The organism is Amycolatopsis sp. NPDC031561 (genome assembly GCF_055580625.1).
Map to the genome: position 1 here is coordinate 412,091 of NZ_JBVILA010000003.1, position 26,661 is coordinate 438,751.

Consider the following 26,661-nt stretch of genomic DNA (forward strand, 5'->3'; position numbering starts at 1 on the left):
GCACAAATTCCAAACGACGCGCGGAAATTTCCCTTGCCTCGGGGGCTGTTCCGCCTCTCGAGGGACCCCTCCGGGGCCTCTAGAGGTGCCGTTCGGTGTGGTTTCGGGGCTCTGCGAAGGACCCTCGGCCGGGGTGCGGATTCCCTGCTCAGCAAGGGAATCCGCACCCTTCGACCGGGCCTAGGAGGTGGCCGCCGGGAGGGTCACCGGCTTCCAGGAGGGGCGCTGGATCTCGAAAGTGTCGATCTCCTCCGCGTGGCGGAGTGTCAGGGCGATGTCGTCGAGCCCTTCGAGGAGCCGCCAGCGGGTGTAGTCGTCGATCTGGAAGGGCGCGGTGAAGTCCTTGGCTCGTACCGTCTTCGACTCGAGGTCCACCGTGACCTCCGTCCCAGGCTCGTTTTCGAGCAGCTTCCACAGCAGTTCGACGTCGGCCTGCTCGACCTGAGCGGCGACGAGGCCCTGCTTGCCCGAGTTACCGCGGAAGATGTCCGCGAACCGGGCCGAGATCACGGCGCGGAAGCCGTAGTCCATCAGGGCCCAGACCGCGTGCTCGCGGGAGGAACCGGTGCCGAAGTCCGGGCCCGCGACCAGGACCGACCCGCTCGTGAAGGGCTCTTGGTTGAGGATGAACGACTCGTCGGAGCGCCAAGCGGCGAAGAGACCGTCCTCGAAGCCGGTGCGGCTCACGCGCTTGAGGTAGACCGCCGGGATGATCTGGTCAGTGTCCACGTTGGACCTGCGCAGCGGGACCCCGACGCCGGTGTGGTGGGTGAACGCATCCATGGTTGGGAACTCCTTCGCGGATGTCAGCGATGTCAGCGGGAGGTGGCGGACTGCAGGTCTTCGGGGCTGGACAGGGTTCCCCGCACGGCCGTCGCGGCCGCCACGAGGGGCGAGACCAGGTGCGTCCGGCCGCCCTTGCCCTGCCTGCCTTCGAAGTTGCGGTTCGAGGTCGACGCGCTGCGCTCGCCCGGCTTGAGCTGGTCCGGGTTCATGCCGAGGCACATCGAACAGCCCGCCTGACGCCATTCCGCGCCCGCTTCGGTGAAGACCTGGTCCAGCCCTTCGGCTTCCGCCGCCTGGCGGACCCGCATCGAGCCGGGGACGACGAGCATCCGGACGGACTCGGCGACCCGGTGCCCGCGCAGGACGTCCGCGGCGGCCCTCAGGTCCTCGATACGGCCATTCGTGCACGAGCCGAGGAAGACGGTGTCCACCGAGATCTCGCGCAGCGGCGTGCCGGGCTTCAGGTCCATATAGGACAGGGCCTTCTCAGCGGCGATGCGCTCGTTCTCGTCACCGATCCGCTCGGGATCGGGCACCTCGGCGCCCAGCGGGAGGCCCTGGCCCGGGTTCGTGCCCCAGGTCACGAAAGGCGTGAGCTCGTCGGCGTTCAGGTGAACCTCGGCGTCGAAGACGGCGTCGTCGTCCGTGCGGAGTTCACGCCAGTTTTCGACGGCGGCGTCCCAGTCGGCGCCCTGCGGCGCGTGCGGACGGCCCTTCAGGTACGCGAACGTCGTCTCGTCCGGCGCGATGAGCCCGGCGCGCGCGCCGGCTTCGATGGACATGTTGCACACCGTCATCCGGGCTTCCATCGACAGGTTTTCGATGGCTTCGCCGCGGTACTCGAGGACGTAGCCCTGTCCGCCGCCGGTGCCGATCTTCGCGATCACCGCGAGGATGACGTCCTTCGCCGTGACACCGGGGCGCAGGGTGCCGTCGACGGTGATCGCCATCGTCTTGAATGGACGGAGCGGCAGGGTCTGGGTCGCCATCACGTGTTCGACCTCGGAGGTGCCGATCCCGAAGGCCATCGCGCCGAAGGCACCGTGCGTCGAGGTGTGACTGTCGCCGCACACCACGGTCATCCCGGGCTGGGTCAGGCCCAGCTGCGGGCCGATGACGTGCACGATGCCCTGCTCGGCGTCGCCCATCGGATGCAGCCGGACGCCGAACTCCTTGCAGTTGTTGCGAAGGGTGTCGACCTGCGTCCGGGACACGGGATCCGCGATCGGCAGCTCGATGTCGATCGTCGGGACGTTGTGGTCCTCGGTCGCGATGGTGAGGTCGGGGCGGCGCAGTTTCCGGCCCGCCAGACGGAGTCCGTCGAAGGCCTGCGGGCTGGTGACCTCGTGCAGCAGGTGCAGATCGATGTAGAGCAGGTCGGGCTCGGCCCCCTCGCCGCGCCGCACCAGGTGCGACTCCCACACTTTCTCGGCCAGTGTCCGGGGCATTTCCGGCTCCTCACATGCGGTGAAATAGGTACTTCCCACCATCTGGACATCTCAAACTTCGGGAAGATAGTATCGGCTTGTGGGACAGCATAGCGGTATCGGAGTACTCGACAAGGCCGTGGCCGTGCTTCAGGCCGTGGCCGAAGATCCTTGTGGCCTGGCGGAACTGTGCACGCGGACGGGATTGCCGCGCGCGACGGCGCACCGGCTCGCGGTCGGTCTCGAGGTGCATCGCCTGTTGCGCCGGGGCCCTGACGGGCGCTGGCGGCCGGGTACCGCGCTCGCGGAGCTGGCGGGCGGTTCGACCGACCCGCTGCTCGACGCGGCGAGTTCGGTGCTGCCGAAATTGCGCGACATCACCGGGGAAAGCGTTCAGCTCTACCGTCGCGACGGCGTCCAGCGCGTCTGCGTTTCGACCGCGGAGCCGCCCAGCGGGCTCCGTGACACCGTGCCGATCGGTTCACGGCTGCCGATGACGGCGGGTTCCGGCGCGAAGGTGCTCGCCGCCTGGTCGGATCCGCATACGCAGCGGACGATCCTTTCCGAAGCGGTGTACGGGGAGCGCACACTGCTCGAAGTCCGCCGTCGTGGCTGGGCCCAGAGCGTGGCCGAGCGGGAACCGGGTGTGGCGAGTGTCTCGGCACCGGTGCGGGATTCGACGGGCACCGTCGTCGCCGCGGTGTCGGTTTCCGGGCCCATCGAACGCATAGGGCGTAAGCCGGGGGCCCGTTGGGCCGCGGACCTGCTCGCCGCCGCGGACGCGCTGCAGGAGCGCCTCTGAGCTCTCTCGAAATACGTGAAGGGCCCCCTGCTCATGCCGTGAGCAGGGGGCCCTTCACGTTCTACCGTCCTATCAGAACTCGTCGGCCCGGGTGAGCTCGTGCTCGAAGGCGTCCGCGCGAGCGACAAGGGACGTCAGCGGATGCCCGAACTCGTTCTGCAGGTTCAGGTCGGCCAGCGGGATCGTGTGCTTGAGCAGGGCGACGCCGTCCACGATCGCCGCGCCGCCGACCGAGTCGCCACCCGCCAGTTCGAGCAGGCGCCGCAGGTCGATCTTGTCCGCCCAGCCGACCGGGGACGAGAGCTCGACCCATTCCAGCCCGTCGTGGTCCGGCAGATGGTGCAAGGTGACCTGCTGGCCACGGCCGTCTTCGGTGTCGACCCGGAACCGGAGCCAGTCGCCCCGTTCTTCGAGCACTTCGTATCGCGCCCGGACGAAATTGATCACGCCTGCCCAGATGGACACCCTCGTCACCTCTCGGTTTCGCCGCCTCGTGCGCTGTCGAGCATGGCACATCCGGGGCGGAGGAGTGTCGATGGTCTCGTTCGGGGGGCTCACCGCCAGGTGTCGTCCTCCAGCAGTTGCAGCGATCCCGTGTCCGACTCGGCCGCCCGCCGGTGGCCCGGGATCGTGAAGCCGTTCCCGTCACCGTCGACGGCTCTGCCCCGCAGTGCCGCCACCACGCCGTCGGCCCCTGAAGCGGGCCTCGGCGCGTCTTCGGAACGCTCGTGCGGGTGCTCGGCCGCTCCCGGTCGCACCGTTCCGGCCGTCCCCGCGGCGTGCTGCGGCATCCCCGGCGGCATCATCCCGCCTCCGGCGCCCTTCGCGGAACCGATCGTGCCGCCCGGCGGGATCTCCGCCATCGAACCGAGGGCGCGCTTTCCCGAGCCTGCTCGCGATGCCGCCGGAACCCCGCCGAGTCCACCGGCGGCGCCGAGTGTTCCCAGCGGCATGGGCGGCAGCGACGCGAGGCCGCCCGACGGCAGGCCGCCACCGGAGAGGGCGCTCAGCGGGGCGCCCGGGAGGGTGCCGGACGCCAAGGCGTTCGGTGCCAGCCCGGCCAGCGTCGGCCCGTTCCCCGCGGCCGAGGCGAGACCGGACGCGGACGGCGCTTCCGACCCGTTCCAGCCGCCGAGAAGGCCGGACGAGTCCGGCAGTTTCCCGCCCGCCCCGCCGATGCCGAGGGATTCGCTCAGGCTCTGCACCTCGGTGAGCAGGTTCACCGCCGCGTCTGCCGTTTTCACCGCGTCCGCGGCGGAACCGGTGACCTGGGGGAAACCGGGCAGCAGATCGGCCGGATTCGCGATCCCGGCGGCGGCGCACATCGACAGCATCGTCGTGTCGAAGCGGGTACCCAATCCGCTCAGGAAGACGCCCGCCTTCTGCTGCACCGCGAACGCTCCCGGGAAGTTGAGACTGAGCAGCATGGCCTCGTACTCGCCTGCCATCCCGAGCACGATCCCCTGCGCCTCCGGCAGGGCGGCCGCCAGCGAGGCCAGGTTCTCCGACACCCGGGAGTCGTCGATCCGCTGACCCCACATCGTCAGGTCGGCCAGTGACAGCTTGGTCTTCTCCTCGAACGCCCTGCCCGCGTCGTCGGTCCAGTCCGGGGCCAGGTTGTTGGCGCGGGTCTGCAACTCCACCTTGGCCTCTTCGACCCAGACGCGCGCCTCCTTCCACATCGCCGATTTCTGCGTGAGGACCGGGACACAGAGCTGTGTCTGTGTGATGCACCCGACCATGACTTCCATCGGAAGTACGCCATACGGGAACAAGAGAGGCTCCTTAAGTGGTCTGCGGCGAGCCGTCGCCCGCGCCCGTGTCGGTGGGATCCGTCGTGCCGGACTGCGAGCCCGCGGCCCCGGACACCTGCTTAGCGACGCCGACCACCTTCTGGCCGAGCTTGACCCCGGACGTGGCCAGGTCGAGCGCGCTGGTGATGTCGGCGAGGGAATAGGTCGCGGCGGCTTGCTTGACCTTCGCGCCGTAAGTGACCATGTCCGCGGTGACAACGCCGAGATAGGCGTTGATCTCGGCGGTGACGGCCTGATCCAGCACCGACAAGAGCGCGCTCTCGACCATCCCGGACAGATTCGCCGGTGTCGCGAGACCCGCGGTCACCGAGCCCGGTATCGGTGGTGCCTTGAGTTGCTGGGAATAAGCGAACATCGAGCTGGGGTCGCCGTCTACGACGTCGGACATGAGCCCCTCCTCCTAGTATCCGGTGCGGTATTTCGGTTGATCGGTGGCCGGGTCGAGTTGCCACAGGTCTTCGTCGAGCACGTGCACGACGTCGTTTTCGACGGCCGGGCGCTGCCGGGTGACCGGCGGGCGCGGCGCCGCCCCCGCCCTGCCTCGCAGCGCCACGCCCGGTTCGCCATCGGGTTTGCGCGAACGGACCGCGTTGACGTGTTCGGCGGCTCCCGGCCTGACATCGCCGCCGCCTGCTCTCCCGCCCGCGCCGTTCTGCGGATACATCGGCATCATCCCCGGGCTTCCGCCCAGGCCCGTCGTTCCGCCCGCCGACCCCGCCGCGGCGGAGGTTCCCGGTGGCGCGGCCCCGAAACCCGCCACGCCGGCCGCCGGGGACGCGGTTCCGGGCATCGGCGAAACGCCGCCGCCCGAGCCGATTCCGCCCGCCCCCAGGCCACCGCCGATTCCGCCGCCACCGTCGCCGAGACCGGCGAGGGTCGGCAGGCCCAGCGGATTGTCCGGGGACGAAAGGCCGCTCAGCGACGGATACTCACCGGGCTTCCAGCCTTCCAACGGATTCGGCACGGTCGCCGGATCCGGTACGTCCACCGATCCGGCCCCGCCCGCGCCGAGCAACTGTTCGGCGACCTTGCCTCCGAGGTCGACGGCCTTGCCGGCGACGTCGAGCCCCGACGAGGCCAGATCCAGCTGTTCCTGGAGTGTGAGCGGCTTCTGTTCTTCGGGGGTCTCCGGTGTGTCACCGGGATTCGGCTCCTGGGGCTCACCAGGATTCGGCGATCCCGGGTCTCCGCCGGAGCTGCTCGGGTCCCCGCCTCCCCCGGGGTCGGTCGCCGGTGAATCGGACTTCACCGTCGGGACGACGTCGCTGCGCGGGCCGGTCCACGCCAGTCCCCTGGCGTCGGGCAGCGCGTTGTCCGAGACATCCCGGTAGTGGCGCGCGAGGTTGTCGAGCGCCAAGCCCGCCTTCACCCGGTAGTCGTCCTCGACCGCTTTCCTGTCCTCGGCCTGAACGCCCGGCTTGTTGTCGAACAGCTCGTGATAGTCGCGGTACAGCTTGTCCACATAGTCGAACGTCCTCTTGATGTCGTCGGCCAGCGCGCGCAGCCGATTGGCCACATTGGACATCGTGATGCCGTGCGAGGGGCGGCTCAGTGGTGACTGAACCGAACTCGGCAGCATCGGGAGGATGATCCCGTTGGCCACCGGGATCTGCGCGTCCGGCGTCTGCACCCAGGAACGGAGGGTGTCGATGTCCTGCTTGGCCACGGCACCGAAAGTGGCTCCCGCCCCGTCCGGCCAGTGCGAGACGAGATTCTCCACCTGCTGGTGAAAGGCGACGGCCTTGTCCGCGATCCAGGTGGCCGCCTCGCCCCACATGTCCGCCGCCGCGTGGAGCCCCTTGATATGCGGGAGTTCGGCCGTGATCTTGTCGTGCTGCTCCTTGAGTCCCAAGGTGGAGTACCCGAACAGGGACCCCAAGACTCCGCCCATGTCGGCTCCCCTACTTCGTCCGCGGTGCGACGGCCACCCCTGGCGGGAGCGCCTTGGTGGTGTCCGGAAGCCCGGCTCCTCGTTCGTCGCGCCAGTCCTTGAGAATTCCCGCCGCGGCCGTTTCGTCCGCGTCGCGATAGTCGATTCCGGAGCGCTGGGCGAACTTCCCGTACGCCGCGATGCCGTACCTGACGTTCTGGACGAACGTCTGCAGCGCTTTGGTCGCGTAGGCGTCGGCCTGCACGAGCGGACCGCATTCGGTCAGGCCGTTGCCGCAAGCGGCGTCGACGGAACGGCCCATCAGCTTCGGGACGTCCTGCACGATGTTGTTGAAACTCTGCGCGGCCTGCATCATCACCGTGACGTCGCCGTCGACGGAATCACCGGATCCCATTGTCCCGCTCCTCGTTTCCGTTACGTCTGATGAAGGCAACCACGCCGGCGGCGTGGCGGGCGGGCCGCGACAGGAAGCGGCCACCGGTCATTCCTTGGGTGGCAGCCAGGCGACCTGGGTCAGGCTCTTGGTCCCGCGCCGGTCGACGAACCAGCCGCGGCCGGGTGGGAGCACCTGAGGACGCATTCCGCCGAGCAGCGGCCCTTCGTCCCGGTCGCCGGACATCATCAGGCCGGACGCGCCGACGTCGCGCAGCCTGGCGAGGAACGGCTCGCCGAGGCCGAGACCCGCACCACCGCTGCGGCGGGCCAGCACGACGTGCAGGCCGATGTCCGAAGCCTGTGCGATCAACGGGAAGAGCGCGAACAGCGGATGGTCCTTGTGCGTCGCCACCAGGTCGTAGTCGTCGACGAGGACGAAGATCTCCGGGCCGGTCCACCAGCTGCGGTTCCGCAGCTGGTCGGTGGTGATGTCCGGGCCCGGCAGCCGGGCGGTGAGCCGCTCGGCCACCTGTGCCAGCAGCTCGGAGCTGTGGGAATCGTTGACCCCCATGCCGATCAGGTATTCGCCGTCGACCTCACCGAGAAGCCCCCGGCGATGGTCGACGAGGACGATCTGTGCCTCTTCCGGCGTGTACGCCTGGCAGATCCGCCTGGCGAGCACCCGGAGGAAGTTGGTCTTGCCGCTGCGGATGTCCGCCAGCACCAGGAAATGCGGGTCGTCGGCGAAGTCGAGGCGCAACGGGCTGAGGTCGCGCTCGTGGATGCCGACGGCGAAGCCCGCGTCCGGTCCGGACGGTTCGTCGGTCGCGGGGAGCTCCAGGTAGGGCAGGACCGGCGGCAACAGCCGGACCGAGGGGGCGGGCGGCCCCTGCCATGCCTTCTTGACCGCGTCCACCAGCGTCGCCACCCCGGTCGCCAGATCCTCGGTGCCGGACACTCCGTCCACCCTCGGCAGCGAAACCAGCATCTGGTGCCCGCTCATCGCGACACCTCGTCCCGGCGAATCGGGCGGCACACTCATCGCCGCCCGCCGGTCGATCACCGAATCGATCGGGTCGCCGATCTTCAGCTCCAGCGTGCTGACGAAGAGATCCCGCACGTTCATCCGCAGATCGAAGGCACGCGTGGCGCCGGCGATGACATGGACACCGAAGGCGAGGCCACGCGCGATGATGTCGTTGACCGTCTCCTCGAGATCCATGAAGTCGTTGCGCAGGGTCAGCCAGCCGTCGATGACGAGGAACACGTCACCGTGGAGGTCTTCGGCGAATCCTCCCTCGGCCCGGAGCTTGCGATAGGTGGCCATCCCGTCGATCTGGTGCTGGGCGAACAGCCGTTCCCGTTGGGCGAGCAGGGTCGCCACTTCGGCGATGGTGCGCCGGACCGCGCCCGTGTCGAGGCGGCCGGAGACACCCCCGACATGCGGCAGGCCGGCGACGGAAGCGAGTGCGCCACCACCGAAATCGAGGCAGTAGAAAGTCGTTTCCCGCGGCGTGTGGGTGAGCGCGACACTGGTGATGATCGTGCGCAGCGTGGTGCTCTTGCCCGACCGGGGTCCCCCGAGCACCAGTACATGCCCGGCACCACCGGACAGGTCCAGCATCAGCGGGTCGCGGCGTTGCTCGTACGGCCGGTCGACGATGCCGAGAACCGGGCGCAGCGCACCCGCCGCCTCGGCCGAATTCGGGGTCACCCCGCGCTGCGGATGGATGACCAGCGAGGGCAGCAACTGGTCCAGCGTCGGAGAGTCGCCCAACGGCGGCAGCCACACCTGATGCGCGGCTCCCCGCCCTTCCAACCGGTCGACCAGGATGTCCAGCAGCGTCTCGCCGGTGGTCAGGTCCGGATCGTCGTCGCCCGTGCGCTCCTCCGGCGGATCGTCGAGGTCCGGGGCGAGGTACGCGGTGGTGTACTCGTGCAGCGCGAACGCCTCGGCGGACGCCGACGTAGAGCCCGCCCCGGTGGCGCGCTGGTACACACCGGACACGTAGGCGGACCGGAAGCGGTCCATCGGTTCGGTGCCGACCTTCAGGAAGCCGTGCCCGGGAGCCCTCGGCAGGGTGAACGCGTCCGGCACCCCGAGCACCGCGCGACTGTCCATATCGGAGAAGGTGCGCAGCCCGATCCGGTACGACAGGTGGGCTTCGAGACCACGCAGCCTGCCTTCGTCCAGCCGCTGCGACGCGAGCAGGAGATGCACGCCGAGCGACCGGCCGACCCGTCCGATTTGGACGAACATGTCGATGAAGTCGGGCTTGGCCGAGAGCAGTTCGGAGAACTCGTCGCAGATCACCAGGAGCGTGGGCACCTCCGGGAGCGGCGCACCCGCGGCCCTCGCCTTCTCGTAGTCGCGCAAGGAGGAGAAGTTCCCCGCCGCGCGAAGCAGTTCCTGACGGCGGATCAGCTCACCGTTGATCGCGTCGGACATCCGGTCGACCAGATGCAGCTCGTCGGCCAGGTTCGTGATCACGGCGCTGGTGTGCGGGAGCTTGTCCAGCCTGCTGAAGGTGGCGCCACCCTTGAAGTCGACCAAGGCGAAGTTCAACGAGTTCGGCGGATGGGTGACCGCCAGCGCCAGCACGAGCGTGCGCAGCAGTTCCGACTTGCCCGAGCCGGTCGCACCGATCAGCAGGCCGTGCGGGCCCATCCCGTCCTGAGCGGATTCCTTCAGGTCGATCTCGATCGGGGTCCCGTCCTCCTTGATCCCCAGCTTGATCCGGAGCCGGTCGCGATTGGGCCGGGGCACCCAGGTGTCATCGGGATGGAAGTCGTAGGGGTCACCGAGTTCCAGCAATTCGGCGAGGCCGAGTTCACCGCTCATCGGCGCGTCCCCCGGCAGGCCCGAGGTCAGCCGTAGCGGCGCGAGTTGCCTGGCGAGGCCTTCGGCGGCCACCGCGCCGAGCCGGTCGGCCCGGCCGAGGGAGACCGCGCCGTCGACGGTCTCGCTGAGCAGGTCGCCGTCCGCGGCGACGTCGAGCAGCACGGTGGTCCGGTCGAAAGCCCTCGGCGGCGCGGTGCTCAGGTCCACCACGGTCACCCCTTCGACGCCGCCACCGGTCATCAGATGGTCGGAACCGGCGACCGCGCCGCCGTCCAGGACCACCACCAGATGCGGGCCCGGCAGGCGCGTCGCCGCCTCCGGATCGAACCTCGGCCGTTTGGTGAGCTCCTCTTCGAGCATCGACTCCAGCGCGGGGATGGTCGTGGCGACCAGGCGCAGCGGGCCGAGTGCGTCGGCGCGCTCCGGATGCAGCACGTGCGGGAGCCACTTGACCCATTCCCAGTCGGCGCGGCGATCTTCGCCGGCGCAGACCGCGACGCGCAGATCGTCCGGCGACTGCATGACGGCCAGCTGGGCCAGCATCGCGCGCACCATGCCCAGGACGGCGTCGCGATCGCCGCGCGCGTGGATCCGGCTGAACCCGTTGACCGCGATGGCGATCGGCAGCCGGTCGATCGTAGCGTAGGTCGTGACGAACCGGCGCAATGCCAAGGCGGAGAGCGGTTCGAGCTCTTCGAGCGGCTTCGTGTCCGGGGCGACCACGGTGAGCGCGGGACGCTGCCGCCCACGGGCGATGCGGGCGACGGCGAAGTCGGGATCTTCCTTGCGCCGTTCCCAGAGCCGATAACTGACCGCCAGCGACCACAACGAAGCGGGATCCGGGTGCAGGTACTCCATCGCCGCGCGCTGTTTGCGGGCCGATCGGCGCAGCCGCAACCGGTGCTGTGAAAGGTGGCGCAGGTACTTTCGCCTGGCGTGGCCCATCTCCCGCTTACTCGGGCCGCCACCTTGCAGGAAACCCATGGCGACCATGCCGAGCATGCCGACACCCATCAGCCCGTAGACGACGAAGCGCATGGATCCGCCGATGGAGCCCGAGTACATCAGCAGCATCGCCGCCATCATGGCCACCATCGGCAGCACCATGAAGATCTGCGCCCACTGCCTCGACGGCGGTGGCGGGATCTCCGGCGGCGGCTGCAGAAGCAGCTCTCCGGCGGGCATGTCCGGAGCCGGCCGTCGGGCCGGCCTCTTCACGACGACTGTCGACATACCCGGAATCCTGCGCGCCCACACGATCGTCTCGACGGCGATGGCAGGAAGATGCCGGGAGGCCGAGCGAGCGCGCCACGCCGCCTACCTTCGCTGAAGAAGGACAGTGATCGTCGGTCCGGCGAAAGGAAAGGAGAGCCCCTTGACGAATCAAGACGTCGATCTCGATCTCGTGATGGGTCAGCGCCAGGTTTCGTTCATCACCGACTCGGTCGGCCAGATCAACGACGGCCAACAGCGGCTGAACGGCACCACCCAGGCGATGATCGCGCAGAACAGCGGCCGGATGAACATCGCGGCCAACGACGCCTACGACCAGCTCGGGACACAGGTCACCAAGGTGGGCACCCAGTACAGCGATACCGCCGACGGAATCCACTACGGCCTGCAGGCTCACGCGTCCTCCGACGCGGACGCCGCGGCCGGATTCAACTACGGGAGGTAGAAGGATGGCGCACAACCAGGAAAGGGTCACCCTCAACGTGGGGCAGACCCTCGATACGGCTCAGAGCACCAAGAAGACCGGCGCCGAAGCGCGCGACAACACCGATCTCCTGCACCAGCGCGCCCAGAACTTCAGTTACGAAGGAGCCCAGGGCGAATACGGCCAGGCCGTCCTGGAGAAGGATCGCTTCAACAAGCGGCTCGCCAACGAGCAGTGGGACGGTCACGACCGGACGAGCAACGCCCTGACCAACGGGGCCCACTCGCTGGTGAACGCCCGCGACATGTCGATCAACCGTCTGGGCGGCATGGGCTGAGTTCCGCGGTTTTCCTTTCAAGTACGTGAAGGCCCCCTTCATTGCGCTAGACGCAGTGAAGGGGGCCTTCACGTACTTGAGACTCAGGGTGAGCGCGACAGGTGCGTCGCGCTCACCCCTGAGTCTCGGTCACCGTTCGCGGATCAGGAAAACCTGCTCGGGCGGTTCCGCCACACGCGGCTCGGCGGGCGCCGAGGTCACCCGGCCCGGCCGCCAACGGCGCCTGTTCCCCCGCGGGACGAGCGCCGCCACCAGCCCGGCCAGCACCAGCGCACCGAGCGCGGCGACGGTCAGCCATTTCGCCGCGGTCCCGGTTTTCTCGATCCGCGCGGCCTTCTCGAGTCCGGCGAGATCCGGAGGTGGCGGCACGAAAACGGGCATCGCCGCGGGTTTCTCCGGATCGAGGCCGTCGGTCACCGCGCGGTAGGGATCGACCAGTCCGGCGCCGTAGGCGTCGCTGCCGAGTCCGCCTCGCGCGGGATCGGCCGTGGCCTTCAACCGCTGGATCACTTGCGCGGCGGACAAGTGCGGCCACGCCGAGCGCACCAAGGCGGCGGTCGCGGCGACGAAGGGCGCGGCGAAACTCGTTCCGTCGACCTGGGTGTGGCCGTCCTCCCTGGTCGCGGTCAGCACCTCGGCGCCGGGCGCGACGATGCCGACGTACGAACCGACCTGGGAGGTTCCCAATCTCGCCCCCGCGCGGTCGACCGCGCCGACGCCGAGCACACCGTCGTAAGAGGCCGGAAAGGACGGTAGCCCGGCAGCCGCGTTCTGCTGGGAATTGCCCGCCGCCGCCACCACGACCACGTCCCTGGCCACCGCGTGGGCCACCGCCGCCCGGATGGCGGGGAAATCGCTGAACCCCGCCAGCGAAAGGTTGATCACACGAGCGCCTTGATCGGCCGCGTAACGGATTCCGGCGGCCACCGCGTCCGGGTTGATCCGCAGCGACTCTCCCCGATCGCTGATGTCCCGGTCGGTGATCCGCACCGGGAGGATCTCCGCGTCCGGGGCGAAGCCGTGGAATCCGATGCCGGGCAACGGATCGGCGGCGATGATGCCCGCGACCCCGGTGCCGTGCGACACGCAGTCGAACGAGCCGGGCAGCCCGCCGGGCAGGTAGAAATCCCGGCCTGTCCGTACTTTGCCCGGTCTGCGCAACTGCGGGTGGTCGGCGTCGACGCCCGAATCGACCACCGCGACCAGCACGCCCGCCCCCTTGCTGTGCGGCCAGACCCGTTGCGGATCGAGCGTCTGCTGTGGCCACGGGAGCGCTTGGATCCGCTCGTGGGCGGGATCGGGATCGTGACACACCCCTGCCGGTGGAGCCGCGGACGCCGGAACGGCCCCGCCGACCAGATGTACCGCGGCCAGCGCACCGGCCGCCGCGAGTGCCGGAAGTCGTCTCATTTCGGCAATCGTCGGGCAGGACGGGCCCGGTCTCGCCGTGGTGGCCGCAACCTGTCACGTCGCCTCGCGGCCCCCTCGTTCCGGCGACACTCGTACCGACCGAACGAGGAGGCACGGTGGAAACCTTCGCCGACAGGAAAGCCGGATACCTGAGGACGGAACAGGGTCTGCGCGAGCAGCAACGGCGGATGGCCGAGATCCGGGCCACCGCCGAATCCGACGACGGGCTGATCAGCGCGACCGTCGGCGGTTACGGCGAACTGGTGGAACTGACGCTCGACCCGCGGATCTTCCGCACTCCCGATTCGAAGGGCCTCGCGCAAGCCATCACGAAGACCGTCCACCGCGCGGCCGAACTCGCCAACGAGGAGGGTTTCGCCCTCGTCTCGGAACTGTTCCCGGCCGGCGTCACCGCCGCGAAGGCCGATCTCCGCGTCGGTCCCGTGCTGCACGAACTCGACCGGCGGATCGCGGGAGGCGAGCGATGAGCACGGACGACGGCGTCCGCATGGACGGTGACGGTCTCGTCGACATGTACACCGATGGCACCACCCGGCAAATGAACGCGATGTCGGCGGAAGGAGATCGTCTCCAGGAAGCCTGGAACACCATCAGGGCCGCGCTGCCCGAGCCGGGGAAGTTCGGCCATGGCCTGATCGGCGACAAGTTCAACACCCGGACGCTCGATGTGGACGACTCGATCCGCAAGGCGGCGGATTCGGTCCCCGTCTTCTACCGTGATCTCTCGGTCGCCGGTCAGAACCTGGTGAAGGCGTACGTGGCACGCGACGCCGAGGCCGCCAACTTCATCCTCGTCCAGCTCTCCTGACGGGTTCCGGCGAGTATGGCTGACGGCGACGTCCCGGAACCGAACTGCGACCTGTGGCGCGCGGTCCGCGCACTCCTGCCCGCCAACGAGGGCTGGCCACCGGACAGTGAGGCCCTCGCGAAGGAGCAGGCCGCGCGCTGGCGCAAGGCCAAGGACACTTTCGATGCCTCGCTGAACACCGTGAACGGTGTCGCCGGGAAGATCCACGAGCCGGGCGGGGGTGGCACCTGGCCGGACGCCGCCGGCGGCTACATGCGGAACTTCATCACGAGGACGAACGGTGACGAGGGATTCCGCCAAATCGTCTCCTCCATGGAGGGTATGGCCGGCGAATACGAGTACTACGCCGCGATCCTCGAGAGCGCCAAGTCCACCATCAAGGACTACGTCGAGGATCTGAGCTGGCAGTACACCGCGCTCGGCTTCGACATCCCGTCGCACGCGAGGCGGAAGAAGGCGGACTTCGCCCGGAACGTCGCCGAGAACGTCCACCAGACGGTGATCGACCACGCCGGATGGGTCAAGGATCCGTCCACCCGTCCGCGGCCCGAGGCCGAGTCCGTGAGCAACAACCCGTTCAGTGGGCTCTGGAAGTCCGCGATCGACCAGGGCAAGGCGTTTTTGGGCCTGTTCGGCCGCGGCGAGGACGGCGACTGGTCGGTGTTCAACGCCCAGGTCGCCTGGGGTCATCTGGAGAAGCTCCTCGGCGCCTTGGCGCTGTACTCCATGCCGAACGATATCGACCGGCAGATCGACGACATGCTGTTCGACGGCATGCTCGGGGAAACCCTGACCGAGGCTGGAAAGGCCTTCATCGACTACGACAACTGGACCGCGGAGGGTGGCTCGGCCCGGTGGCACGCCGTGGGCTACACCGCCGGAATGGTCATCGGCCTGCTCGGTCCCACCCGCGGCGCGGGTGCCGCCCTCAGGCTGGCCGGGAAGGTCGGCAAGGCACCGAAGTTGATCGCATTCGGTGAGCGCGTCGGGAAGTTCACCTTGACGCATGGGGCGATCAAGGTCATCGACAAGCTCGGCGACACCGCCAAGCCCAAGCCCGGTGTGCTGCCTCCCACGGTCACCCCCGAAGTCGCGCGCCTGATCCACGACCGTCCCGCCGAGGTTCCCAACGCCGGCTCGCGCGGTCCCGGCGCTCCCGAACCGCACGGGACCGGCCCCACCAAACCGCCGTCACCACAGACGCCGCATCCCGAAGCCCTGCCCGAGCCGAAACCGCCGCACGACGGGCCTCCCCCGACGCGGGAACAGCCTTCACCGCCGTCCGGTGGTCACGGCGAACGGCTTCGCGACGAAACCCCGGTGGCACCGCACACCGAACCGAGGCCGGTGTCCAAAGCAGACGGTCCCGAAAGCCTCAGGCGGGATCCGGTCCCTCCTGCCGCCGAGCCGCCCGCGGCCCGCCATGACCCCTCCCCTGGCTCTCCCGAGCCGCGGCAACTGCAACCACACCAGGACGCCCCCGGAGGCACGCCGCCGTCGACGGCGGCGGACCACACGCCCGCCACCAGGGCCGAAGGTCAGCACGGCAACAGCGGTCAGCCGTCGGGGCACGGCGCCGAGGCCGCGCAGACCCGGAGTGCCGACGCACCGGCGAGCGCGCCGGGCCGGGAAGCACCCGCGGCCACGACGCCGGTGCACACGACCGCGGGGGACGCGGCGAAACGGGCCGACACCCCAGGGCCGGAACGCGGGACGCCGGCCAAGCCGTCCGCCGAGGAGCTCAGGCGGCTGTACGACAACCGCGAACTGGCCCGGATGGAACGGAAGTTCTACGAGGAAGCACAGCGAGCCGCCGGAGGTGTCGTCTACCCGGACCACGTCGTCAAGGCGTGGTCACGGCAGATGGCGTTCTCCGAATCCATCCGGGGCGGACACGGGGCACCCGGCGGCGCACATCCAGATAACGGCCCACCGACCGGCGGCGACAAAAGCCCGGACGGAACTCCAGGCCGGAACAAGGAATCAGGCAGGCACGACACTCCGGAACCCGACCGACCCGAACCCACGCCGAAGCCGACTCGGCGGACGTCACTCGACGAGTTCGCCAGGGAACGGTTTCCGGACGAGTACCGCAAAGCACACGAGGACGGTGGGGGCGGACCACGGGACGACGGTTCGCCGGGCACGGGAGCCGGGAATCCCGATCGACCTTCGCCGGGGCCTCGACCGTCCGGCTCCGGAGGTGCCGCACAGGCCGAAGCCGCGCGCGGCGGCGTCGCGCTCGAAACACGTCCGCGGGTCGCCGAGCCGGTCGTCGAAACGGCCCCGCGGCCGGACAGTGCTCCGGCCGCTGCCAAGGCCAGAGTCGAAGCGCCGGTCCGCGAAGCCGCGCGGCCCGAGCCGCGGACCGCCGAACCCATCCCGAACAAACCGGTCATCCTGCACCCGGACGGCACCCCGGAGCCCCTGCGCCCGATGACGGTGACTCCGGTGCCACGAGAGGAGATCCTGCCGGGTCACGGCACCGGACCGGGGAAACCGGTGGAGCCCTCACGGATGAATCCCGGCTGGACCGAGCCGCCGGGGATCGGCCGGGCGGAACCATCCCACGTCGCCTGGGGTGAACCGCCCCGGGTCGGCGACCCCGCGTCGCCACGTGTCGGCTGGGAAGAGCCGCCGAAGATCGGGCGGCCCGCCGACCCGAGTCCGGGATCCCCCGCGCCGACGCCGCCGAAACCCGACCCCGCGCCACCCGCTCTCCCGCGGACACCCGGCCCCAGCGTCGGGCCGTCCCCGGAAGTCCCGCCCGCTCCCGCGAAAGATCCGGTGGCGCCCGCTCTCCCCGAGATTCCAGGGCTGCCGAAGGAACCAGAGATCCGGGAACTGCCAACGGACCCCGAAGTCCGGTCGGCGATCGAGGGAGCCGAAATCCGCGAGCTGCCGAAGGATCCCGAGATCCGGGCGCTGCCCAGCGATCCGGAGATCACGGAGCTGCCCAAGGAGCCGTCGATTCCGGCGGATCCACTCCGGGCCGCGAGGGAGAGGCCCGCACCGGAGTTCCGGCCTTGGGAGCGCTGGTCCGATCCGAAGTGGCAGGTACCCTGGCCGGAACCGCAGGGTCTCCAGGAGTACCTCGACGGTCTCACCGAACGAAACGCCCTGCGAGCGGAGGCCGCGGCCGCCTGGGAGGAGTGGAACGCCGCCGCCGAATCCGCCGCGCGGGAGCACCCGAGGGAAGCACACCTCGACAATGTGGCGTTCGGGATCGCGTCCGAGAAGGATCTCACTCCCGAGGACTGGTCGAAGGTCGCGGCGATGGACGACTACGCCCCTGAACTTCCCGCGCTTCGTGCCAAGTTGGATCAGCTCCAGGAAACCGACCCGAAGCACCACCGCGATCTGGTCACCCTGCTGTCCGATCCCGAATACTCGCTCGACAAGAAACTCTGGCTCGCGACGACGTTCCTCATGCCCGGTGGCGTCGCCTCGCCGTCGAACCTCCCGGCACGGGTCGAAGCCGCGGCACCCGCTGTCCGGGATCAGCTGGCGCGGGCCTTGGCGCAAGGCCGGATCTCACCCGCCGAGTTCCAGCGGCGGATGGCGGCATGGGCGGACTTCGTGGTGCGGGCCGGCGGCCTCCGCGAATCGATCGCCGAGGCGGACCGGACCGACGACGTGCGACCGGTGCTCGAAGAACTGCGCGCGTTCAGCGAATCCCTGCGCGAATACGCCAGGGCGCACGCCGATTCGTCCCTCCCGGGGTGGCGCGAAGTCATCCGGTTCGACCTGCTGGATCCCCATCGCCTGCGGACTCTTCAGCCCTCGGTCACCGAGGCGGGCCACTTCGATGTCGTGACCCAGGCGATCGTGGCGCACTGGTTCGAATCGATCTTCGGCGCGCCGGGACTGGATTACGCCACCAGGGCCGCCGCTCTCGCGGTGCCGTTGGACAGAGCGGCGCTGAACCAGCGCTACCCGGGTCTGGACATCGACGGGATCTTCGGGGATCTGCTCAGGATCGACAGCAGGCGCGACGGCGTGTTCATGCCGGATTCCGGCACCGGGTTGATCCGCCCCTTGCTCGGGATGGCCGAGTTCCTCACCACCATGATGCACGAGTTCGCGGTGCACGGACTGCAGGATCCGGCTTCCCTCGTCGTCGGGGAAGGCGCCGTGCGACTGTGGGCCGAAACCCTTTTCCGGGTGGCTCACGAATTCCAGGGCAGGAGCGGGGAAATCCTCGTGGCCGAGGCGATGCGCACCGAGGCGGAGAAGTCGATCGTGCCTCGAGACCTGCGCCGCGACGTCTCGGATCTGCCGCGCTTGTCGCCCATGGCAAGGGATTGGGATCAGCTGGACCGCGTCATCCAGGTCGAGTTCGGAGGTCTCGCCCCGGAGTACAAAGCGGCGCTGTTCCAGCAGCTACTGGCGATCGGGGTGAGCCATGGACGTGACCTGGCCCGGATCCGCGAGGCCGTGGCGGGCGGCCCGAAGATCGGCAACCCCGTCGCCGAAGCCTTCGAAGCCGATCCGCACGGGTTCACGACCAGGTATCCCCGGCCCGAACCGCCGGACCCGCCCGAACCACCCCCGCCGCCGTCCCCGGATCCGTCCGGGCCGGTGACGCTGGGCGGGTCAGGGCGTCCGGACCCGGATCTTCCGGCCCGGCTGCCCGAATCGGGCGCCCAGGCCGTCCCGCCGACGTCCTCACCCCTGCCGCCGCCGGGAATTCCCTTCGCCGTGTGGCGGGAGCTGAGCGCCGCCGAACGCCTGGCGCTCGCGAGTGTCCATTCCCGCGGACTGAACGCCGCCGGCACCTTGGCGGCGGCCGTCGCCCAGGTGCGGGACAAGAAGAAGCCGCCCGCCGTGCGGAAACTCCCCAAGGTGCTCGGCAAGATGACCGGGCAACAGCGAGCGGACCTCGAAACGCGGCTGACCGGCTTCGCGATCGAGGGCACGACCCCGGCGTTTCCCCCGCGCTACCTCGACCGGCACGGGGATCTCAGTGGCCCGGCCACTTTGACCGCCACCGACCACGAGAACCTGAAGCACATCGCCGCGCTCGACCGGGCGATCAGCCGTTCCTGGGCGAACCCTTGGCGACAACGACGATTGCGGGACGAGCTCGGCGGCCTCCTGGACGAGCTCGGACTGAATCCGAACCATCCCGATTTCGTGCACCGGGCGGCCACGCTGGAGAACCATCCGGCCGCATCGGTGGTGTGGCGGCGGCTCGCCCCACTCGACGACGAACTCGGGCTCGCGACCACCGTCGACAACCTCGTCACCCAGTTCAGCGGCACGGTCGCCCCCGGCCTGCTCTCGAGCGGGGTGCTCGCCGCCATGGGCAGCGTGCCCGCGGCCATCGCCGCCACGCTGACCACCTTCCTCGCCGCCGTGACCGCCGGCGTCCTCACCCGCGGTCACGAGAGCAGGGACGACGCGGCCATCGGCGCCCTGCGGAAACACCTGGACGCGCAACGACAGTTCGAGGGCGTGTTCCGGCCCACCGATCGGCAACGCCTGCTGCTGCGGCGCATGGGGCTGCCCGAGGGACACGGTCCGGATCTGGCTGCGGTCAAGGCACCGGAAGGGGCCAGCTCGTCCGGCACCCAGAAACTGCGGAACTTCTATCTGCGGTACGGCGTCCCACCGGCCACGGCGGTCGCCGTGAGCATGCTCCCGGTACTGGAGCTGGCGACGTCGACCCGGCTGGGGCTCGCCATCGGTGGTGGGGTGATGGCCATCGTGTCGCCGCTCCTGCACTGGAAACGGGCACGCACCAAGGTGAACACCGAGCTGCGGGCGGGTGAACGCAACGCCCGGCGGCTCCTGCCCGAGGCCTACCACGCCGAAGACAAGGCCGATCGCGACCTGGTACGCGCGGTGAGCGGACGGCCGGTCCCCGACGCGCCCGGCCCTGTCCCCGGGCAGGCGCAGGCGGCCCCCGATCTGCCGATGAGCGCCACCGTGACCGAAGGCCTCGACGGTCCGGTCCAGACCGTGAAGCAGGCGGTGCCGCCGTCGCAACCGAAGCCGCTCGACGCGGACGCGGTGTTCACGGTCAGCTTCTACGAAGCCATGCTCGACTACGGCATCGGCAAGGCGTTGTTCGCACTCCCGGCGATCCCGTTGATCAGCCGGGTGGACAAGATCGAGATGATCAACAAGGTCGCCAGGACGGCCGTCGACAAGAGGGCCAAGTTCGAAGCGGAGCAAGCGAAGCAGCAGGCGCTGCTGGCCGCACAGCTGGCAGCGGTGGAGGCCGCCCGTACCGCGGCGGACAACGCCGTGGCACAGCGCCCGGGCCTGCTCCGCCGGTTGTTCGGCAAGCCCGCTCCGGTGGCTCCGGTTCCGGCGCGACCGGTGGAAACCACGCCGCCGCCCTCACCGGTTCCCGTCGAGAGGCCGGGCTCGGTGACGAAGACCGACTACAAGCACATCTGGCGCGCCCTCGGCGTTCTCGGCGGCTTGGGCTCCGCCGCCACCGCGCTGGCGCTCGGTCTCGACCTCTCCTACGCGGTGGCCGCGCTCACCGCGCTGACCACCGGTGGCTGGGTGGGCCGGGACAAGTGGCGGCATCGGCAGGTCGAACTGGCCGCGAGGAACAAGAAGGCCGACGCCGACGCGCTGAAAGGGTTCGCCGAGTTCGAACGTGACGCCACCGCCCTCGCCGAGTTCCTCACCGAACGGCTGACCGATCCCCTCGTGTCCATCGCGGACGACGCGGCGCGGGCAGGCCGTACCGACGTGCTCGCCCTGCTGTCCGACGTCTGGGGGATGCTGACACGACACGTCGAGACCGAGTCCCCGGCGGCACCGTTCGACGAACTCGGACCGCTGCGGATCGAAGGTGACCGCTGGCACGACCAGGCGGTGCGGAACCAGGCGAAGGCCGCGCTCGACGAGATCCGCCAGTCGGTCAAAGCCGAACGGACCGAGCTGGCCGTCCGCTCGGGCGATTGGTCGACGCTGGCCAAGCGGCTGGGCCTGCTGACGAGCGTCCTCGACCTCGCCGGCCGGGCAGTGACGCATCTCGACGCCATCGGCGAGTACGGCGCGGGGCCGGCCCAGACGACGATCGCCGCGCTGAACGACACCGTGCACGAATACCAGCTGAACGGACCGAGGTATCTCGAGCCGCCCGTGGCCGTCCAGGCCACTCGCGACGCGTTGTCCAAAGTGGACGGCGCCGCCGGGCGCTACCTGGACCGGAGCGCGCCGACCTGGCGTCGTCCCCGCACCTCGGACGTGCGGGCGGCGCTCGGCGCCGTGGACGAAGCCGTCCGCCGGTATCGGGAGCCATCCGCCCCCGGCGCACGCGCGACGGGTGACGAAGCCGGGGTGCACAAGGCCATCGACCGCTATCAGGCTCTTCGGGATCCGAAGCGGCACGAACCGTCCGCCCCCGCGATGCGGGCCGCGGTCACCGACCTGCGGAACGCGATCGCGCGTCACCGGAAGGCGACCGCGGCGGGCTGGCGCTGGCCGGATTCGGCCACCGACGAGGTCAGAGACGCGCTCACCGGGCTGAAGCACGCGATCACCCGCTATCACCAGCTCAACGCCACGCGGCGGACGGGTGCCCGGGCCGGGAACATCACCTCGGCGCTCAACGAGATCGAGCGGGTCATCGACCGCTACCGGCGCGAAAGCGCGCCGAAATGGCGTGAGGCCGCCGGTCAGGACGCGAAACTGGGGCAGGTGCTCGGCGAACTGCATTGGGCTCTCCACCACTATTGGCAGGTCGGCGCTCCCCGTGGACGAGGGTCCACCGGCTACGACAAGGCGTTGAAGGCTGCGGAGAAGGATCTGAAGAAGGCCATCTTCGCCGTCAAGAAGCTGAAGGTCCCCGGGCTGAAGGGGAATCCAGTCGAGGCGGCCCCTCTCTCTCCGGGTCATGCGCTGGGCAACGGTCAAGAAGTCCGGTACGCGCCGTCGGGAATGTCGGTCGGCTCCGCCGCGGAGACGCAGAAGGCGCACCTCCGGACGATGATGGCGAACCGGCCGGATTCCGGCCGGCCGTATGTGGTGACCGTGCACGACGACGGCGCGCTCCCCAGCCCCGAAGAACTCGCGGCGGCGACGCTGCGCAGCGAGTACTACACGCCGGGCCGCCCGGTGCGGCTGCATTCCTGCGGTTCGGCGACGTGGGCACGGCGGTTCGCCGTCGCGCTGGGCGCGCCGGTGACGGCCCCGGTGTCCGACCTGCACGTACTGGGCCGCCGTACCGAACTGCCGGACGGCACCGTGCTGCGGTTCGGGCAGGAGGTCGTCGAAGGTTACGGCGCCGGCGACGGCTGGGCGGAATTCCCGCCGAACGGGAAACGTCCGGTCATGTTCCACTCCGCCGGGGGCTCCCGCCCGATCACACTCGACGAGCTGAACAGCGCGAACCCCGTGGCGCTGGGGCATCCCGACGACTTCGCGAAACTGTTCAGGAGCACCTCGCTCAACGATCTGAGCGCCCTGCACGCCGGGACCGCGCGGCTGCGCCCCGCCGAGGTCAAGGCGTACCTGGAGAAGTTCCATCCGGAGCTCGGCAAGGTCAATCCCGGTTTCCACGACGAAGACTCCGAGACTTCCGGCCACACGGCGAACTGCACGCGCGGGGTGGTCTATCACGAGCGTCGCAGGCTCGGTGAAGACGTCACCGCACCGCCGCTCCGGCCGGAGGACGCCGGACTGGGGAGCCTGGGGTACGTCTCCGACCGGCTCGGTGGCGAGTGGGACCACGGTCACGGCACCTCTTACGACAGCATCATCTCCGCGATGCTCGACCGGCCGGTCGGCGCGATGGCCGTGATCGCCGTGGATTCGAGGACCCCCAAGGGAACGGAGAACAAACACGTCGCGCTGGTGAGCCGGGACAAGCACGGGGTCGTGTTCCTCGACCCGCTGGACGGCGCGCTGATGGAATTGCCGCCGAGGCCCACCAGGATCGCTTTGCTGCCCTACACCGATCCTGACGCGCCGCCCGGGAATCTCCACCTACCGGAACCCTCGAAAAGTCGTGAGCTGGGCGAGAAGATCGTCACGACCTCTCCGCGCGGCGACGCCGTGTACCGTTCGCTGCCGGAATTCTCCGCCGACTTCGGTTACAACGGTCATCCCGCCTACGACCGGTACCCGCCTTCGCCGGAATCCGGGCCGCAAGACGGTTCGGCGATGTTCCGCGACACGCCGCTCCACTCGCTGCCCGCGATGGACGCGGACACCGTGGACGGTCGCTGGAAGGAGGCCGTCGCCTTCATCATGGAACACTTCCCCCAGCTGCCGGAAACCAATCCCGGCTATTACACGGACTGGGCCGACCGGCTCGGCTTCCACACGAATTGCACCCGCTCCGTGGTCTATTACGTGCGAAGGCTGCTCGGTGAGGACCTGACCGCGCCGCCGGTTCCGGTGGAGCTCAAGGACGAGATCGCCAGGCTGAGCTACGTGTCGGACAACCTCGGCGGGGAATGGACGGAAGTCGACGACGCCAGTTACGACGGTGTCATCTCGGCCATGCTGGCTCGTCCCGTCGGCGCGCTGGCGGCGGTGAACTTCTTCTACCAGAAGGACAGGAAGACCGGATCGCATGTGGCACTGGTCGCCCACCATCCGAGCGGCGTCGTCTTCCTCGACCCGCTCACCGGCTGGCTGACGCTGCTGGAGGAATTCCCCTTGCAGATTCTGCTGCTCCATTTCCCCCGAGAACGAGGTGCGTAGTGCAGGCGCAGGAAGCGACCGCGAAGGTCGAAGAATGGCTGCGGACCGGTACGTCCACCGATCTGACGAGCGGCGAGTACGCGGTCCGGGTCGATCTCGCGAACGTCCTGCGTGTTCCCGAAGGCTGGTTCGTGCCTTACGACACGGTCCGCGCGCTGGACGGCGACAGGCTGGCTTCCCTGGTGCCGAAACCGGCGCTGATCGTGCGTGAAGACGGGGAGTTGCGCCTGCCGGACAGCAGCCGGGACGGGACCGGGCCGAGCAGTCCGGTGCCGGTGGCGGGCGAGGACGACTGGCGGGAGATCCTGGAACCGGAGTTCCGGCGAAGCGGCGTGGCGTATCTCGGCGTCCCGTCCAGTGCCGTGATGGCATGGCACAAATACGCTCCGGACGGTTCCGTGACCGGTGAGATCCGGGTCAACCCGGACTACCGGCCCGGTCCGGAACGCCTGGGGTACTCGCCCATGGACACCGCGACGGACCGGCTCCTCGGCCTGCTGGCGGCGGACCGGTACGACCGCCCGCGCTATCTCGCCGGGCTGCTGAGTTCGGAAGTCCTTCTCCCGCTCGACTTCCGGACCGAAACGCCGCTTCCCGGGTTCCGGCAGGAGAAGCCGGACGCGCTGCTCGTGTTCGGCTCGCGGCGTCGTTTGCCGCCCGGTACGGAGAAATGGCTGCGCACGGACGTCCTCTCGTTCGTCCGCGAGTTCCCCGAAGCCGGTTTGTCGATCAATCCCGGTTCGTTCCCGTCGGACACGGTCGGCGCGGCCGAACTGGCGGACACGGTGGCGCGCTGGCCGGAACTTCTCCCTCGCACCCGGGAAGTGGAGGTCTCACCGGAGTACTCGGAGTCCGTACTGGTCGCGGCCGAGCGGATCAGGGCGGAATCGGGGGCGGCCGAACCGGCGGCCGGGCTCGCGGAAGCGGCGGCCAAGGCCAGGTCCGCCGGGTATGAACTGTCTGCGCGGGAATGCGAACGGTTCGTCCTCGGCCGGGCCTGGGAACAGCGCAATGGCGTGTCCCCGTCCGGGGTCGGTTCCCCGCTGGACGACCTCACCGGACAGCACTGGCCCGACGACCTCCACGCCAACGGGCTCGCCGCCGGATACGACGCGGCGGGCCGGATCCGCCCGCACGTGGCGACCGGCGGCAAGTTCTTCCGCCAGGAAGCCGTCGACGGCGAGTCCGCCTGGCATCGCGTCGCCGGCGCGTTCGCCGGGTTCGCCCTCGGCGAGTCGCTCGGGTCGGCGGTGGAGACCGGGGAACTCGGGATCGGCCCGCTCACGCGGCGGTTGCTGTTCTGCACGGAGGGCCTGCTGCGAGCGCTGCCCGGACCGTATAGCGGGGCGGTGCCGAGCGGGCTGATGACCGTCGGCGTACGGGCGAGGCGACGTCTGGAGGACGCGCAGGACGGGGGCTGGCTCTGCCGCGTCCGGGAACTGCGCACGATCCCGCCGGAACTGCCGGGTCCCGCCGACGACGCCGGATTCCTCGTGCCGGGCATCGTGGCCGCGCTGTGCGGCGGTACGGCCCCACGCGTCGCCCGCCTGCTGGCCTCCGGCGACGGAGCCGATGAAGTGACCGCCGAGGCCGCCGCGGCGGTGGCGACTCTGTTCGCCGGGCTGTTTCGGCCCGAACCGGCGCCCCCGCATGTCCTCGCGAGGCGACTGATCGACTCGGGCGCGACAGCGGGACCGGTGGCCGAAGCGCTGTCCAGCGCGCTGCGCGCACGGGACGACGTCCGCGCCGATCAGCATGAGCCGTTCGCGGGCGTTTCCGCCGTGGACGCGCTGGGCGGCTCGATGACCGCGGTGTTCCGGCGCTTCTTCGATCCACAGTGGACGATCATGGCCGCGGTCGACCGCTCCGGCGGCAGCGCGATCACCGCCGCGATCGCCGGGGCCGTCGCCGGATCGCGGGCAGGAATCCCAGGACTGCCGGAAAAGTGGCTCGACCGGCTCGCCGCCCGCGACCTGGTCGAGACCGTGGCCGGAGACGCGTTCTGGCACTTCTCCGCGCAGCCGCCGTCGGCGGACGAGCGCTACGCCGCGGAGTGGGCGATGCGTTACCCACGAGAGCTGTGACAGGTCACCGCAGGCGAGTTGGCCTTCTCTTGAGGGGTAAGGCGAACGTGGCGTGACCGAGCCTCTGCGACGAAGGACCCCTTCGCTGGCCTCAAGGTCGAGAGGTGGCCTTCGCGGCGTGGTTCTGGACTGACCTGCGGGCGCCAGTCGTTCCCGAGTGTCCACAGGGGACACTCTCTGGAGACTGAATGTCCGGTTGATGGCTAGATATGCGGTTTTCGAGAGGGTCGTGAGTGGCAATGCCGGTTCTATTGAGGGGAAGGGCAAACGTGTCGTGTTCGCGGGCGGGGCGTGCCGGACTGAAGGCTCCCTTCTTCGCGTCCGATGCGGTGAAGGGAGTCTTCAGCGTCGCGGATCTGGACCGGCCGCGCCCTGACCGTCCACACAGGACACATTTAGGCGGGTAAATGTCTGATTGATACCCATATGCACGCTTTGCGAAGGGGGTCGTGAGTGGTAAAGAGGGTTCTAACCCAATGCCACGTAGCTTAAGTTGATCTTGGGCAGATCTTGATCATCGCTGGTGATGATTGTCGCAGGTCACATGCTTGGTTGCCCTGACTGATGGGAGCCGACCAGTGCCAGGCGTCCACTGTGGACACCTGCCGCTGACCGGATGTCCGATTTGCGACTGAATGGACAATTCCATCAAGGGGTCGTGAGTGGCAAAGAGCGTTAGAACGCTCTTTACCACTCACGACCCTCTCGTACGACTACGCAAAGCACCCAAAT

The 26,661-nt window shown here is 69.3% G+C and carries 16 protein-coding genes; 7 read left to right on the plus strand and 9 right to left on the minus strand.

Going from position 1 to position 26,661, the window contains the following annotated elements:
* Nucleotides 1–180: 180 nt before the first annotated feature.
* Entirely contained in the window at nucleotides 181–783 is a 603-nt protein-coding gene (leuD, locus tag ACZ5IK_RS11055) for a 3-isopropylmalate dehydratase small subunit (protein WP_101609847.1), read from the minus strand.
* Nucleotides 784–815: 32 nt separating this feature from the next.
* Nucleotides 816–2,234 (minus strand): 3-isopropylmalate dehydratase large subunit, encoded by a 1,419-nt coding sequence (leuC, locus tag ACZ5IK_RS11060; RefSeq protein ID WP_465487555.1) that lies wholly within the window; start codon nucleotides 2,232–2,234, stop codon nucleotides 816–818.
* Nucleotides 2,235–2,313: 79 nt separating this feature from the next.
* Between leuC and ACZ5IK_RS11065 the strand changes: the two genes are divergently transcribed.
* Nucleotides 2,314–3,015, plus strand: coding sequence for an IclR family transcriptional regulator (locus ACZ5IK_RS11065; protein WP_005158149.1), 702 nt, complete (start codon nucleotides 2,314–2,316; stop codon nucleotides 3,013–3,015).
* A 72-nt stretch (nucleotides 3,016–3,087) separates the two neighbouring features.
* On the opposite strand, the gene ACZ5IK_RS11070 is transcribed toward ACZ5IK_RS11065, so the two are convergent.
* The 6 genes from ACZ5IK_RS11070 to eccCa all read right to left on the minus strand — a co-directional run bounded on the left by ACZ5IK_RS11070 (nucleotide 3,088) and on the right by eccCa (nucleotide 11,170).
* Nucleotides 3,088–3,480 carry a hypothetical protein gene (locus ACZ5IK_RS11070; RefSeq protein WP_465487556.1) on the minus strand — a complete coding sequence of 131 codons (393 nt, stop codon included), beginning with the start codon at nucleotides 3,478–3,480 and terminating at the stop codon, nucleotides 3,088–3,090.
* 89 nt (nucleotides 3,481–3,569) lie between these two features.
* Complete coding sequence (locus tag ACZ5IK_RS11075) at nucleotides 3,570–4,697, minus strand: hypothetical protein (protein WP_465487557.1); 1,128 nt, start codon at nucleotides 4,695–4,697, stop codon at nucleotides 3,570–3,572.
* A 103-nt stretch (nucleotides 4,698–4,800) separates the two neighbouring features.
* Nucleotides 4,801–5,217 carry a hypothetical protein gene (locus ACZ5IK_RS11080; RefSeq protein WP_101609851.1) on the minus strand — a complete coding sequence of 139 codons (417 nt, stop codon included), beginning with the start codon at nucleotides 5,215–5,217 and terminating at the stop codon, nucleotides 4,801–4,803.
* Between the two features lie 12 nt (nucleotides 5,218–5,229).
* Nucleotides 5,230–6,720, minus strand: coding sequence for a hypothetical protein (locus ACZ5IK_RS11085; protein WP_465487558.1), 1,491 nt, complete (start codon nucleotides 6,718–6,720; stop codon nucleotides 5,230–5,232).
* Nucleotides 6,721–6,730: 10 nt separating this feature from the next.
* Complete coding sequence (locus ACZ5IK_RS11090) at nucleotides 6,731–7,114, minus strand: hypothetical protein (RefSeq protein WP_465487559.1); 384 nt, start codon at nucleotides 7,112–7,114, stop codon at nucleotides 6,731–6,733.
* Nucleotides 7,115–7,201: 87 nt separating this feature from the next.
* Complete coding sequence (gene eccCa, locus ACZ5IK_RS11095; protein ID WP_465487560.1) at nucleotides 7,202–11,170, minus strand: type VII secretion protein EccCa; 3,969 nt, start codon at nucleotides 11,168–11,170, stop codon at nucleotides 7,202–7,204.
* 142 nt (nucleotides 11,171–11,312) lie between these two features.
* On the opposite strand from eccCa, the gene ACZ5IK_RS11100 reads away from it, so the two are divergent.
* Nucleotides 11,313–11,615 carry a hypothetical protein gene (locus tag ACZ5IK_RS11100; RefSeq protein ID WP_465487561.1) on the plus strand — a complete coding sequence of 101 codons (303 nt, stop codon included), beginning with the start codon at nucleotides 11,313–11,315 and terminating at the stop codon, nucleotides 11,613–11,615.
* 4 nt (nucleotides 11,616–11,619) lie between these two features.
* Nucleotides 11,620–11,931 carry a hypothetical protein gene (locus tag ACZ5IK_RS11105; RefSeq protein WP_465487562.1) on the plus strand — a complete coding sequence of 104 codons (312 nt, stop codon included), beginning with the start codon at nucleotides 11,620–11,622 and terminating at the stop codon, nucleotides 11,929–11,931.
* A gap of 129 nt (nucleotides 11,932–12,060) precedes the next feature.
* Here the strand turns inward: ACZ5IK_RS11105 and mycP are convergent, their stop codons facing one another.
* The gene (gene mycP, locus ACZ5IK_RS11110) at nucleotides 12,061–13,341 is read right to left on the minus strand and encodes a type VII secretion-associated serine protease mycosin (protein WP_465487563.1); all 1,281 of its coding nucleotides are present in this window, start codon (nucleotides 13,339–13,341) and stop codon (nucleotides 12,061–12,063) included.
* Between the two features lie 116 nt (nucleotides 13,342–13,457).
* Between mycP and ACZ5IK_RS11115 the strand changes: the two genes are divergently transcribed.
* From ACZ5IK_RS11115 to ACZ5IK_RS11130, 4 genes are read left to right on the plus strand one after another with little or no spacing between them, the layout of a single operon-like run.
* Nucleotides 13,458–13,829: a YbaB/EbfC family nucleoid-associated protein gene (locus ACZ5IK_RS11115; protein ID WP_465487564.1), complete on the plus strand. Its 372-nt coding sequence runs from the start codon at nucleotides 13,458–13,460 to the stop codon at nucleotides 13,827–13,829.
* The gene (locus ACZ5IK_RS11120; RefSeq protein ID WP_465487565.1) at nucleotides 13,826–14,170 is read left to right on the plus strand and encodes a hypothetical protein; all 345 of its coding nucleotides are present in this window, start codon (nucleotides 13,826–13,828) and stop codon (nucleotides 14,168–14,170) included. Before ACZ5IK_RS11115 ends, ACZ5IK_RS11120 begins: the two co-directional genes overlap by 4 nt.
* Before the next feature lie 15 nt (nucleotides 14,171–14,185).
* A complete protein-coding gene (locus ACZ5IK_RS11125; protein ID WP_465487566.1) occupies nucleotides 14,186–23,845 on the plus strand; it encodes a toxin glutamine deamidase domain-containing protein in 9,660 nt (3,219 codons plus the stop codon).
* Complete coding sequence (locus tag ACZ5IK_RS11130; protein WP_465487567.1) at nucleotides 23,845–25,929, plus strand: YrhB domain-containing protein; 2,085 nt, start codon at nucleotides 23,845–23,847, stop codon at nucleotides 25,927–25,929. Before ACZ5IK_RS11125 ends, ACZ5IK_RS11130 begins: the two co-directional genes overlap by 1 nt.
* Nucleotides 25,930–26,661: the final 732 nt, after the last annotated feature.